Source organism: Nocardioides ginsengisoli, from assembly GCF_039537225.1.
Taxonomy (GTDB): Bacteria; Actinomycetota; Actinomycetes; order Propionibacteriales; family Nocardioidaceae; genus Nocardioides; species Nocardioides ginsengisoli.
In genome coordinates this window covers 194,792-206,829 of record NZ_BAABAC010000006.1, presented here as the reverse complement: position 1 = coordinate 206,829, position 12,038 = coordinate 194,792, and the positions used below count along the sequence as shown (strand labels likewise).

Annotated in this window: 14 protein-coding genes; 10 read left to right on the top strand and 4 right to left on the bottom strand. The window is 71.2% G+C overall.

Annotated features, from left to right (window positions below; all coding sequences use genetic code 11):
* Positions 1 to 26: 26 nt before the first annotated feature.
* The 3 genes from AB4880_RS04555 to AB4880_RS26085 form a co-directional block, all read right to left on the bottom strand.
* Entirely contained in the window at positions 27 to 2,669 is a 2,643-nt protein-coding gene (locus tag AB4880_RS04555) for a cation:dicarboxylate symporter family transporter (protein ID WP_367918015.1), read from the bottom strand.
* A gap of 169 nt (positions 2,670 to 2,838) precedes the next feature.
* Complete coding sequence (locus tag AB4880_RS04550) at positions 2,839 to 3,564, bottom strand: thioredoxin-like domain-containing protein (RefSeq protein WP_367918014.1); 726 nt, start codon at positions 3,562 to 3,564, stop codon at positions 2,839 to 2,841.
* 10 nt (positions 3,565 to 3,574) lie between these two features.
* Positions 3,575 to 3,865, bottom strand: a complete 291-nt coding sequence (locus AB4880_RS26085) for a thiamine-binding protein (RefSeq protein ID WP_379228637.1) — start codon at positions 3,863 to 3,865, stop codon at positions 3,575 to 3,577.
* Here AB4880_RS26085 and AB4880_RS04540 point away from each other — a divergent pair.
* The 9 genes from AB4880_RS04540 (at position 3,797) to AB4880_RS04500 (ending at position 10,504) form a co-directional block, all read left to right on the top strand.
* On the top strand, positions 3,797 to 5,248 hold the full coding sequence (locus AB4880_RS04540) for a recombinase family protein (protein WP_367918013.1): 1,452 nt from the start codon (positions 3,797 to 3,799) through the stop codon (positions 5,246 to 5,248). The genes AB4880_RS26085 and AB4880_RS04540 overlap by 69 nt on opposite strands.
* Before the next feature lie 582 nt (positions 5,249 to 5,830).
* The gene (locus AB4880_RS04535) at positions 5,831 to 6,940 is read left to right on the top strand and encodes a hypothetical protein (protein ID WP_367918012.1); all 1,110 of its coding nucleotides are present in this window, start codon (positions 5,831 to 5,833) and stop codon (positions 6,938 to 6,940) included.
* Entirely contained in the window at positions 6,937 to 7,371 is a 435-nt protein-coding gene (locus AB4880_RS04530; RefSeq protein WP_367918011.1) for a hypothetical protein, read from the top strand. Before AB4880_RS04535 ends, AB4880_RS04530 begins: the two co-directional genes overlap by 4 nt.
* 385 nt (positions 7,372 to 7,756) lie before the next feature.
* Entirely contained in the window at positions 7,757 to 8,125 is a 369-nt protein-coding gene (locus tag AB4880_RS04525) for a hypothetical protein (RefSeq protein WP_367918010.1), read from the top strand.
* Positions 8,122 to 9,099 (top strand): hypothetical protein, encoded by a 978-nt coding sequence (locus tag AB4880_RS04520; RefSeq protein ID WP_367918009.1) that lies wholly within the window; start codon positions 8,122 to 8,124, stop codon positions 9,097 to 9,099. Before AB4880_RS04525 ends, AB4880_RS04520 begins: the two co-directional genes overlap by 4 nt.
* 77 nt (positions 9,100 to 9,176) lie before the next feature.
* Positions 9,177 to 9,341 carry a hypothetical protein gene (locus AB4880_RS04515; protein WP_367918008.1) on the top strand — a complete coding sequence of 55 codons (165 nt, stop codon included), beginning with the start codon at positions 9,177 to 9,179 and terminating at the stop codon, positions 9,339 to 9,341.
* A 215-nt stretch (positions 9,342 to 9,556) separates the two neighbouring features.
* Positions 9,557 to 9,844: a hypothetical protein gene (locus tag AB4880_RS04510; RefSeq protein WP_367918007.1), complete on the top strand. Its 288-nt coding sequence runs from the start codon at positions 9,557 to 9,559 to the stop codon at positions 9,842 to 9,844.
* Positions 9,845 to 9,848: 4 nt separating this feature from the next.
* On the top strand, positions 9,849 to 10,199 hold the full coding sequence (locus tag AB4880_RS04505) for a hypothetical protein (protein ID WP_367918006.1): 351 nt from the start codon (positions 9,849 to 9,851) through the stop codon (positions 10,197 to 10,199).
* Positions 10,196 to 10,504: a hypothetical protein gene (locus AB4880_RS04500; protein WP_367918005.1), complete on the top strand. Its 309-nt coding sequence runs from the start codon at positions 10,196 to 10,198 to the stop codon at positions 10,502 to 10,504. Before AB4880_RS04505 ends, AB4880_RS04500 begins: the two co-directional genes overlap by 4 nt.
* 90 nt (positions 10,505 to 10,594) lie before the next feature.
* Here AB4880_RS04500 and AB4880_RS04495 read toward each other — a convergent pair whose 3' ends face one another.
* On the bottom strand, positions 10,595 to 11,104 hold the full coding sequence (locus tag AB4880_RS04495; protein WP_437440491.1) for a DUF4760 domain-containing protein: 510 nt from the start codon (positions 11,102 to 11,104) through the stop codon (positions 10,595 to 10,597).
* Between the two features lie 84 nt (positions 11,105 to 11,188).
* Between AB4880_RS04495 and AB4880_RS04490 the strand changes: the two genes are divergently transcribed.
* Positions 11,189 to 12,031, top strand: coding sequence for a hypothetical protein (locus AB4880_RS04490; RefSeq protein WP_367918003.1), 843 nt, complete (start codon positions 11,189 to 11,191; stop codon positions 12,029 to 12,031).
* Positions 12,032 to 12,038 lie beyond the last annotated feature (7 nt).

Here is a 12,038-nt window from a genome sequence, read left to right as displayed (position 1 = left end):
GCGTCGTGGGGGTGTCGGGTGCGGGCTCAGGACACGTGCGGCACCACCTTGTGCGCGGCCAGCGGGCCGCGCGGACGACGGCGTCCGCGCACCACGTGCCAGACCAGGGAGAGCGCGCCGGCACCGCCGAGCGCCCCGAGGATCGCGAGACCGGCGTGGTCGGGGATGGGGGTCGCGGGCTCGTCGGACGAGGCGGCGTCGGCCTTCTCGGTGTCGCCGGCGACGGGGGCGGCGACGGTGACCGGGCTCGCGGCGACCTGGGCGCCGTCGTACAGGACGACGAGCTCGTGGTCACCCGCCGCGACGGTGGCCGGCACCACGACGTCCGCGGTGAATCCGCCGGCGTCGTCGGTCTTGACCTCGCCGAGCGGGACCGGGTCGGAGTGCAGCTCGAGCGCATAGCCCTCGATCCGCGGGGCGAAGCCGGTGCCGGTGACGGTGACGGTCGCTCCGGGCGTCAGGTCGCCGGTCACGGTGACGGTGCCCTGCACCGTGGTCGGGTCGACGCCCACGACGACGGGCTCGGACGGCGGCGAGCCGGCCGACTCCCCCGCCGCGTTGCGGGCCCAGACGGCAGCGCGGTAGCTGCCGGGGTCGACGTTCTTGAAGACGTACTCCAGGGTGTCGGCGTCGGTCTCGACCGCGGCCTGGCCGGTGAACCGGAGCAGGTAGCCGGTCACCTGCTCGATCTCCGCGTTCGGCGAGGCCGCCCACGAGACGGTGACGGTGCCGCCGTCGACCTTCAGCGTCGGCGCGGCCAGCGCGGACGGCGCCCCCGGGGCGACCTCCTCGGTCGGCTCGGACGTGGCGCCTGCCTGCGGCGTCGGCGTCGACCCGCTCGTGCCGCCGCCGGGCTCGGCGCTCGGCTTCGCGCCGGGCTTCGGACTCGGCTTGGGGTCGGGCTTGGGCGTCGGGGTCGGCGTCGGCTTCGGGGTGGCCGGCTTGTCGCCCTTGTAGCTGTAGCTGCCCGCCGGGTACGACGTCTTGCCGTTGTGGTTGGGGTAGATCGGGTGCTGGTTGCCGTCGAGCTCGCAGTCCTCGATCCAGAGGCAGGTCACGTCGTCGAGGCAGGGGAACTCGTCGCCGCCGTCGACCCAGCCGTCGGCGTGCGCGGCCGGGGCCGGCCCGAACGAGACGGCCAGGGTGGCCGCGATCGCGGCGGCGGGCAGCAGGGAGAGGATCCGGTGGGATCGCCGGATGGTCATGCGGTTGCTCCTGTGGGGACGGGGGTGCTGGCGGTGGCGCCAGTGCGGGGGGGTGGGCAGGGCGCAGGCGCCGATGGGGACGCCCGGGTCGGTGATCTCGGTGAGCTCGGTGCGCTCGGTGAGCGCGTCGATTCCCTCGAGGTCGTCGGGCACGTCCAGCTCGTCGAAGACCGCGTCGTCGAGGCGCCCCTCCTGGCGGGCGACGATGGTGGCCGCGACCGCGGCCGAGGTGACGTTGTCGAGCGTGCGCGCCATGTCGGCGACCATGCTGATCGGGAGCGTGATCGCGACCAGCTCGAGCGGGAGTCCGGCGGCGGTGAGGACGGTGGTCGCGGTGATCGTCGCGGTGCCGGGGACGCCCGCCGTACCGACGGACACGATGACGCCGAGCAGCGCGAGGACGACGTAGTCCTGCACGCCCCACGAGATGCCGAGCGCGTTGACACCGAAGACGGCCAGCAGGATCGGCCAGACGCCGGCGCAGCCGGGCATGCCGATGGTGGTGCCGAGCGGGGCGGTGAAGCCGGCGATGTCGGACGGGACGCCGATCCGCTCGCGCAGCAGGCGGGTCGTGACGGGCAGGGTGCCGGCGCTGCTCTGGGTGGTGAACGCGGTGAGCTGGGCGGGCAGCAGCTTGCGGAAGAAGCGGACCGGGTTGACGTCGGCGAACACCCGCAGCAGCACGCCGTTGATGACGTAGGCGTGGAAGAGGCACGCGAACCAGGCCACGCCCAGGACGCCGAGCAGCGAGACCATCTGCGACCACTGGCCCGCGGCGCGCGCGGTGGCGACGGCGGTGAGCGACAGCACGGCGTACGGCGTCAGCGCGATCACGAAGCCGACCGCGCGGTAGATGATCTCGCGCAACGCGTCGATGAAGCCCTTGAAGGGCGCGACCGTGGCCGGCGCCTTCTCCGCGAGGAGCGCGTAGGCGACCGCGAGCAGGACGCTGAACACGATGATCGGGATGACGTTGTTGTCGGCGATGTCGCCGACGATATTGGTCGGGAAGAAGTCGACGAACACCTCGGTGAACGGCTTCTTGATGTTCTCCAGCGCCGACGTGTTGGTCTCGCCGAGCGTCAGGTCGGCGCCCTTGCCGATGCCGAGCTCGAGGGTCAGGCCCAGCGTGAGCAGCACGGCGAGCGCGTTGAGGCCGAGCAGCCAGCCGACCGAGCGGGCGCCGATGGTGCGCAGCTGGGCGGTGGTGCCGAGCGAGGTGATGCTGGACAGGATCGAGACCATGATCAGCGGCGCCACGATGGCGAGCAGCAGGTTCAGGTAGACCTTGCCCACCGGCTCGACGTAGTCGAGGTGGCCCCGGAAGACCACCCCGACCCCCACACCGAGGCCCAGCGCGCCGATGGTCAGCAGGCTGAAGCTCACCCGCGCCCGGCCGAGCACGTAGATCCCTGCGCACAGTCCCAGCGTCACCAGCAGCGCGGCGACGGCATACCCGCTCATGGCGGTCCCTCCCTCGTGCGGCGTACCCGTTCGCCGCTTTAGTCGATTACTTTGCTCGACTTAAAGACTAGAGGGTTCTCCAGGGTGCTTCGCGCCAAAAGTCCCGAAATGCGAACAGCCATCCCGAGATCCGGGATGGCTGATCGGTGGGGCCTATCAAGGCGGCGGGTCAGACAGCGGCGCCGCTCTCGCCACTCTCGCCGGGCGCGGGCGGCACCACGTCGGGATCGATCCCGCCGTTGCAGGAGGCGAACGGCTCGGGCGCGGTCTCCCCCGCGCCGAAGCGGGCGATGAAGGCCGTGATCCGCGGATCGTCCGGCCCCGTCAGCGCGAGCTGCCGGCCCCAGACCGTGATCACGACCGGCGCGTCCTGGCCGGGGTACGGCGACAGCAGGCCGTTGGCCGGCAACAGCGCGGCGAGCGCCCGGACGCCGTCGGCGTCGACCCGGTCGGGCCGGTAGGTCAGCCAGGTCGTGCCGTGCTCGAGGTCGTGGACCGCGGCGGTCTCGGGCAGCGGCTCGTCGTATGCGCCGCACTCGATCCAGTACGGCGCGTGGTCGCCGCCGACCGCGGGCGACTGCGGGTAGGCGTGGGCCTCGCCGATGCGCAGGTGCTGGTTGGTCAGGCCGTCGTACTGCCGCACGGCGTCGAGCCCGCCCGTGCCGCTCGTCCCCCGCCCGGCCGCCGGCTCGTCGTCACGGCCGAGCAGGACGGGGACCAGCACCGCCGTGCCGATCAGGAGGATCGCCACGATCACCGCCAGCGCGACCGGCAGCACCCGGCTCCGCTGGGGCGCCGGCGGCGGAAACGGCGGGAGGAGCGGGGGCGGGAACGGCGGGGGCGAGGGCGGGGGCGGGGGCGGCGGGAACGCCGGCGGTGGCGGCAGCTCGCTCACGGCGCCACCGTCATCCCAGGAGCGCGTTCACGCGCTCGACCTTCGCGGTCAGCTGTCCGGTGAATCCGGGTCGGATGTCGGCCTTGAGCACCAGGCTCACCCGCGGCGACACCGCAACGACCGCGTCGGTGGCGCGCTTGACGACGTCCATGACCTCGTTCCACTCGCCCGAGTGGGTATCTTGTGACATGTGGGCCGGAGCGACCGGCTCGGGTAGACGAAGGACACGGGCATGAGGGTAGTCGGCTACGCGCGGCTCTCGCGGGCGAGTGAGGACTCGACCTCGATCGAGAAGCAACACGAGATCCTCACGAAGACGGCCGAGGCGCGCGGCTGGACCCTCGTCGGGATCGAGACCGACGGCGACGTCTCCGCCACGAAGAGCCGACTCGACCGGCCGGGGCTGACCGCCGCGCGCGATGCCGTCGCGTCCGGGCTCGCCGACGCGCTCCTCTGCTGGCGGCTGGACCGCGTTGCGCGCTCTGTCGTGGACATGGGGACGCTCCTCGACGAGGGCCTTCAGATCGTCTCGGCGACGGAGCCGCTCGACACGACTACTCCGATGGGCCGGGCGATGGTCGAGGTCCTTCAGGTCTTCGCCGCTCTAGAGTCCCGCACGACAGGCGAGCGCGCCCGCGCAACGAAGGCGTTCCTGAAGTCTCGTCGCCGATGGGGTGGCGGCCCGCGCCCCTACGGCTACACGCCGGTCCCGGCCGAGGACGGCGTCGGAAAGGTCCTCGTCGTGAACGAGGCCGAGCGCGCCGTAGTCCGTCGCATCTTCGAGGCCCTCGACTCCGGCGCATCTGTGAACGGGCTCGCCCGTGCACTGAACGCTGACGGCGTCTCTACGCCTACCAGCCGGGGAACGTGGCTCCCGGCGTCCGTGCTGAACCTTGCCCGCGCCCTGCACGTCTCCGGCTACCTGACCGAGGCCGCTCGGCTCGATGAGCGGGGCCGTCCCGTCGGCCGTGAGCGTCGGCCGGTCCTCGACGAGGACGGCGAGCCGGTCCGTCCGTGGGAGCCGCTCCTCGCCGATGACCTCGCCGAGCGCGTCCGCGCGAGAGTCACGAGGGAGGCCCTCGACGAGGCGCGCTCTGCCGCGACGAAGGCAGGCCGCGAGGGTGCGAACCGTCGCCTCCTCTCGGGCCTTGCCTACTGCCCATGCGGCGAGCGGCTCCTCGTCCGCTCTCGGCGTGGTGGCACCTTCTACGGGTGCCGTGGACTGGCCGAGGGCTCGCACGTCCTCGCCGATGCCGAGAAGGTAGACGAGGTCGCCGAGCGGCTCTTCCTCGGCTCCTTCTCGGGGACGGCCGTCGTCGAGACCGTGGCGACCGTGAGCGTCTCCGACGAGGTCGCCGAGATCGACCGGCACCTCGCCGCCGCTACCGGCGAGATCACGCGTACGTCGACCGCCGACCTCCCGGTCCTCTTCGCCCGGATCGCCGACCTGACTGCCGAGAAGGAACGGCTCGAAGCCTCCTCGGCGAAGGTGACGACCCGCACGACGACCACGCCCTACGGCGAGGCGTGGGACGGCTGGACGGTCGCCGAGCGGCGCGAGCACCTGTCCGCGCTCGGCGTCCGCGTGGACGTTCGTCCCGCTCGTCAGCGCGGCGCGTGGGACGACTCCCGCGTCGTGCTGGACGTCCCCGGCGCTGACTATCTCGCCGGTCAACTCGACTGACGCCGCGTTTACACGCCGCCCCCTCGAAGCCCCGCCCCGGTACCGCACCGGAGCGGGGCTTCGGCGTTTGCACTCGCTCTCGCCGGGCCGGAGGCCGCTCGAAGCGCCGGAGGACGCCGGGCGGAGCCGTCGCGTGAGTGCAGAGTTCCGTAACGGTGTAGAGAACGTCCTTCTCCTCTATTCCGTCTTCTAGGCGAGCAACCTAGAGAAGGAATACGAGAAGACGACGACTTCTACACCGTTACGCAACTCTGCACTCCTCGGGTGAGCACGCTCGCCGGGCTGGCGGACTCCTCCGACACGCGATCGCCACACCAACCGCCGCTCGTGTCGCGTGAGCAGCCTCGCGACCTCAGGCCCACTCCTTCCCTGTCAGAGGCCCCTAGAGAAGCGCGACCGGCGAGTCGGCAGAAAACGTAGCGGGCAGCCTTCGGGCTTCTGGCCGACTTCTCGTCCGTCACCTCCCCGGCCCCGGCGTGTTCGTGGTTGTCGCGTCGGGGCCGGGTCGAGGGCCTTCGGCTCTCGCAACCACGACAACCACGACAACCACGACAACCACGACAACCACGACAGGACCGACCCATGACACTCACTCTCGACGCCGAGGCCGTAGCCCGGCTCACCCCGACTCACGAGCCCGTCACATGGACGATCGACGACGACGGAGCCTCCGTCTACGTCCGCCTCCCAGCCCCTCGACGGCTCGCCGAGTGCGTCACCATCCCCGGCGCGATGCGCGACGGCGCTTCCGTCGTCCGTGACGGCGACGCCCTCTCGCTCTACGACCTCGCCTCGACGCTCCGCGCGCTCCTCGTCGCCCTCCCGGACCGGGACGCCGTTTACACCTACTACGGCGACCTCCGGACGGCGGCGACCGCGAAGAGCGGTCGTATGGCCTCCTACTGCCTAGACGTCGTGCGGGCCGCTCGCGCCGGACTGGACCCTGTCCCGCCGCCCGTTCCCGCTGAGCGCGCGCCACGTCCCCCAGGGAAGACCGGAGCGCAACGCGTGAAGGAGCACCGCGACCGCCTGAGGGCCGACGAGATCGCGTCGGCGCGGGCGTTCCTCGACCTCGTCCGGCCTCTCCTGGTCGAGGGTGAGCAGAGGGACGCTCGCGACCTCTACGCCGCCGCCGTGAAGAACATCGGGCGTCGCCTCGGCGAGTCGATCACCGCTGACGATGACTCCGACGTCTGGGCCGTCCCCGGCCGGACGCTCTTCTACGCGGTCGCCGACGAGGTCCTCGGCGACCGTGTCCGCCGCTCGCGTGGCTTCGTTTATCTCATCCGCCGTTTCATCGCCCTCCTGAAGGAAGCCACCGTGAACGCTCTGACCGCCGCTACCGAGATCCTCGGACACGGCCCCCGCACCGCCGAGGAGGCCGAGCAGTACGCCGACGCGCGCGTGCGGGAGGTCCTCGACCTCGCGGCCTCGTGGCCTCGCCCGTCGTCGTACGACGAGCGCGTCCTCGCGCTTCCGCCGAGCCTCGCGTTCGCGATCGCCGGGGCTGAGGACGCCGCCGTCGTCTCGACGTTCGGCCTCATGGGTCGCGAGCACCTTCGGCGTCACCCGGAGGACCGACCCGAGATCGGCGCGTTCGCGCTGGCGCTGAGGACCGGGGACCCCGACGGGCTCGTCTCTCAGGTGCGCGCCTACTGCGCTGAGCGCCTACGTGCTGAGGACGTCGCGTGAACGCCGTCGCGCGCCCCTGCGTCGTCTGTGGCGAGCCGTTGGCGTATTCGGGCCGGGGCCGTCCGCCCGTGGCGCACGCGGGCTCCTGTGCCCGCACCCGCGCGAACGAGGTCGATGAGGGCCGGCGCTCGCATCGCATGGCCGCGATGCTGACCGACCCGGACAGCCGAGGATCCGCCCCGCTTCCTCATCGTGACGTCGCGGGACACCGCTGGTCTAGCGACTTCGACCCGGACACCATGAGCGTGCTCTCGCTTCCCCGGCGTGACGTCCTGGCCCTCGGTGAGCACCCGGAGAAGACGCACACCGACGAGGCAGAAGCATTTTGGGAGGCCCGTGTCGAGGCGGCTCGGCGCAAGTTCCGCGACCTCGACGACCCGGCCGACCTCGTCGGGGTGACCGTGCTCCGTTCATGGAGTGAGACCGGCTGAGTTCCTCCGTGCCATGACTTATGGAGGGGAGCGCGCTCCGGTTCGCGCGCTCCTCTCTCCTCCTCAGGGGAAGAGGTAACCCCCGACCTCGCCGCTTGTGAGGTCGGGGGCTCTCTTCAGCCCCAACAACGACCGTCACAGCTTCTAGGAGGTGACCCCCGATGACGAAGACCGACACATGCCGATCGTGTGGCTCTCCGATGGAGCCCGGCAAGCGCCGCGAGCGCCTCACATGTTCTAACCGATGTAGAGCCCGGCTCTCCCGCGAGAGCCGCGCCGATCGAGAGGACGCGATCCTCGCGATGACCCTCGACGCGCTCCGCTCCGCTTCGGCGCTCCTGCCCGACGGCTAGCCCGGTTTACACGCCCTCACGAAGGAGGCCCCATGAAACATGCTGACCTGCTCGCCGCTCTCGCCGACGAGGCCGCTCGCTTCCACGCTCGGCGCGCCGCCGCTGACGCCGCGATCACCGCCCGAGAGAGCCGCTCTGCCGCTGGCTCCGAGGCCCTCTCCGCGCTCTTCGAGGCTCCCGCCGAGCGAGATCACCAAGAACAGACGGCCGCCCCTGCGAGCGCTCCTCCGGTGCCGTCCGGCGAGCGCGACTGGACCTCGACGGATGCCGCGATCGAGGCCGCTCGCGCAGCCGCAACCCCGACCGCCGACCCGGCTTCGGCCGCGTCCTCCGAGCCCGGCACAGACGCCGCGTTGCTCGCGATGCTCAACCCCGCCCCTGAAGGAGAGACCCGCCCGTGACCGTTCCCGACCACATCGCCGCCCGGCAGGAGTTCCGCGAGGTCACGTCCGCCGCGCAGGCTCACGCCCGCACCGCTGACCGCCCCGAGGTGCTCGCCGACGCTCGTCGCGCCACTCTGGCGTCCGCGACGACCCGCCTCCGTCCCGTCACGGGCGCTCTTCGCGTCCTTCAGCAGTACGGCGGCACCGTTCCGGAGCCGCTCGCCGCCGCCCGCGACCGCGTCCGGGATGCTCGCCTCCTCGCCGTCGAGACGCGCGTCGCTCCGGCGTCTGCGCTCGCCCGGACTGTCATCGAGTCCGAGGACATGAGTGCCGCTCTGAAGACTGTCGCGAAGACCCGCGCGGCCGACGTCGCTCGCGCCGAGATCACCGCAGACCTGCACGCCGCCGCCGTCGAGCGCGCCCTCGCAACGTTCTACAAGCACTCCGACGAGATCGCGGACGCGATCCTTGCCTCGCCGGTCCTCGCCTCGGCGTACGCCGACGTTGTCCGACTGGTCGGGGACGTCCCGGCGTCAGCCCTGGCCGAGCCCCGCGCCGACGATCTCGACCTCGTTGCCCGCGTGTTCCTGCTCCGTCGCGCGGCGACCCCGTTCCAGACCCTCCGGGTAGCGCTGACGACCTCGGCGCTCCTGCCGGAGACCGACCTGCCGGGCGCTGAGCACCTCCTCTACGCCGACCCTGCCGACGCCGACCCTGAGGCCGTGCGGCGTGCCCTGAAGGGTGTCCGTCCCGGCGTCCCGGACGTCAACGTCTGGACCGTCTCGGCGACCTCGCTCCCGGCCGGTCGCCCTCTGGCCGCTCAGGGCGTCCCGGCCGCGATCCTGCACTCGACGCCCGGCGTCGTGTTCCGTCGGTGCCTGACGGTCGAGGACTTCGAGGCTCGCGCTCGGCGTGCGCTCGGCGGCACCGTGACGCCGTCGGGGCCGTCCTTCGTCGAGGACGAGGCCGCGCGAGCGGGGCTCGTCCTGTGACCCCGCCCCCTGTTCAACAGGAGCCCCCGGTCCCTGACTTCGACGCCCTCGGCAACCTCGCCGCTCAGCACGGCGTCATGCGCGATGCCCGAGGACGCATCCTCTACACGCCGCTCGACGCTTCCGACGAGGAGATCCTCGACGCGCTGGCCCGCGCCGACGAGGCCGACGCCCGCGCTCTCGCCGAGCGTGCTCGCCTCGGTATCCGGAACGCCTTCGGCCCCGGCTGGTCGGAGGTCTGAGGCTGGCTCAGTCGAGGTCGCTTGACGTTCGCTCGGCGCTCCCGCGCTGGTCGTCGTCGAGCGCCTCGGCCGAGGCAGGCACCCCTGGGCACCCAACCCTCCCCCCACCCCGTCCGCCCACTCCCGGCATTGAGCACTTGTGTTCACGGCTGAACGCACCGTGTCCGAACTATCGAGGTCGAACGCCGCTCTCTACCCCTCACCAAGGAGGACCCATGAGCACCACAACCCCGAGCCCGACAAGGGCTGACCGCTTCCGAGCCCGCGTCGCCGAGGAGTACGACCTCGACTCGCTCGGCCCGGCCGACGTCGAGGCCCTCGACGAGATCGCCGTCGCGATGCGGATGCTCGACACGATCCGCACAGCGCTTGCCGACGCTCCGCTCGTCGAGGTCCGGCAGGGCGGCGCTCGCGTCTCGCCGCTCGTCGTCGAAGAGCGTCTCCGCGCCTCGGCGCTCTCGGCGGCGCTGGCTCGCTTCCCCGTCCTGGCCGACGAGGACTGACGCGATGCCTGCCGCTCGCCGGACCGTGAAGCGCCGTCGCCGTGCAGGCTCCGGCGTCGTCGGCCCGCCGCCGCGCTTCGACTTCGAGCGCGAGCAGTTCGATACGTCAGGCCCGCTCACGACCGGCGAGTGGTACGCCCGCGAGTCGGCCCGCTTGAAGGCCGCTCACGCCGCCTATCTCGTCGCCGACGCCGCATGGTCCCGCCACGCGTCCGACGTCCTCGGCGTCGCGCTCGGCTGGCTCGACGTCGTCCAGGCCGAGAACGCCGACGAGGTCTGGCCGGAGTGGTCAGTCATCCCCGACGACGTCCGGCACCTCTGCACCCCCGACACCCCGAAGGAGAACCCATCGTGACCGACCCCGATCCGATCACCCTGCAAGGCCCGCACGTCACGGCCGCGCTCCCAGAGGTGAAGCGCCTCGTCTTCGACTACATCGCCGAGCGGCATGGGCCGGGCGTCGAGCGGGTCGCCGTCGAACGGATGCTCCTCGCGCACGGTCACCATCCCGGCGCGGCGAAGGTGATCCTCGACGAGTGGCGCGAGGCTGGGGCGTTGGCGATCCAGACGACCACCCGAAACACGCTGAACCACTACCGAATCAGCGCGGGATCAGCGCCGCCGACGCGGCGCTCGTCGAGGCTGGTCGTTCACAGCTGACGCGTTCTGCTGACACACAAGAGCCCCGCTTCTGCTGACTTCCTCAGCGGAGGCGGGGCTCTCGTCGTTTCGTCCGGCTCTGTCGAGCGGTCACGTGTCCGTCGTGGATTGCTCCTTCGGCGCGCGCTGGCGAGCCTTCTCAGCGAGCGCCCGGTAGTGCGGCCACGAATGCCATTGGGTCGTCTTGTAGCGGGCTTCGATGAAGAACTTGGCGGGCTCGATCGAGCGAGTTAGGGAGTTGCCCCACTCGTCGAGGACGGTTGCCTCGTCGATCCATCCGTTGTCGACGTAGAGAGCGAGAACGTCGAACATCGCGAGCGCTCGGTAGACCTGAGTGAGGGTGTCCTCGTGGTAGACGAGGGCTTCCGCGTGCTTCGGCTCGCGGATCTCGTAGAGCGCACGACGGCCCGCCACGACGCCCGGCTCCAAGAGCGTCTCGTGCATCCGCAGGAAGAGATCTCGCTTGTCCAGTCGGCGAGCACGCCGGAAGTTCACGACGCCGAGGAAGAGCGCCCCGCCCGAGACGAACAGAGCGAGCACCGTCAGCACGTCGCGAACCGTTGAGTTGCCGTCCGTCGGCGCCTTGGCCGCGAGGAACATCAGGTCCACGCTGGGCACACTAGTTCCGTCCCTAGCGCCGCGTCGCCGACGACGTGCTCGATCCGCACCTGCGATCATCCGAAGGTGACCGACAGTGCATCCGTCTCGCGGCTCTCCCCGAAGGACGCCGAGGACGAGGCCGCCCGTTTCCTGGCTCTGCAACTCGCCCCCCGTATTGACGCGCTGGCCGAGTACGCGAACGGGCAAGGCGCTTCCACCGTTTCGGCCGAGAGTCCGCTCGCCGGAGACGACGCGGCGGCCGACCCTTTCCAGGTCTCACACACCGCGTGGCACGGCATCGCCCACGCCGTCGACAACCTTCAGGCGTTCCGTCGCCTGACGGTCAGCGGAGAGGGCGACCACTTCGACGTCAGCACGCACCCGTTCGCGGCGTACCCGCTCCTCAGGGCCGCACTCGAAAACGCCTCGGTGGCCCTGTGGCTCCTGGCCCCCGAGGATGCAGACGAGCGACTCACCCGCCGCTTCCGCCTTGTTCTTCAGGACGCGGCCCACGGTGACGACGTCGCACGACTTATGGGCCACGAGCCAACCACTTACGAGCGGCGGGTGGAGCGCGTGTCGGGTCTGATCGCCAACCGCCCTAGTGTGGACCTCGCGGCCTGCAAGAAGCGTGCCGGGTTCCGCGCGATCGTTCCCGAGGCGGCGGAGGGAACGGGGACCGACGCCAATACCGCGTCCGTTGTCTGGCGGCTCCTGAGCGGTCTCACCCACGGCGACCAGTGGGCCAGCCTCGCCTGGGCTGAACGCGAACAGGTCGACCTCTCCGCTGACGGGACGGTCTTCACCGTCCGGATGACCGCTTCGCTGGCGAACACCGCCAACATGGCCCGTTACGTCGTCGCGCTCGCCGAATCCTCCACTCGTGCCTTCGAGATGCGGAAGGCACCCGTCGACTCGGACGCGTAAGACGTCC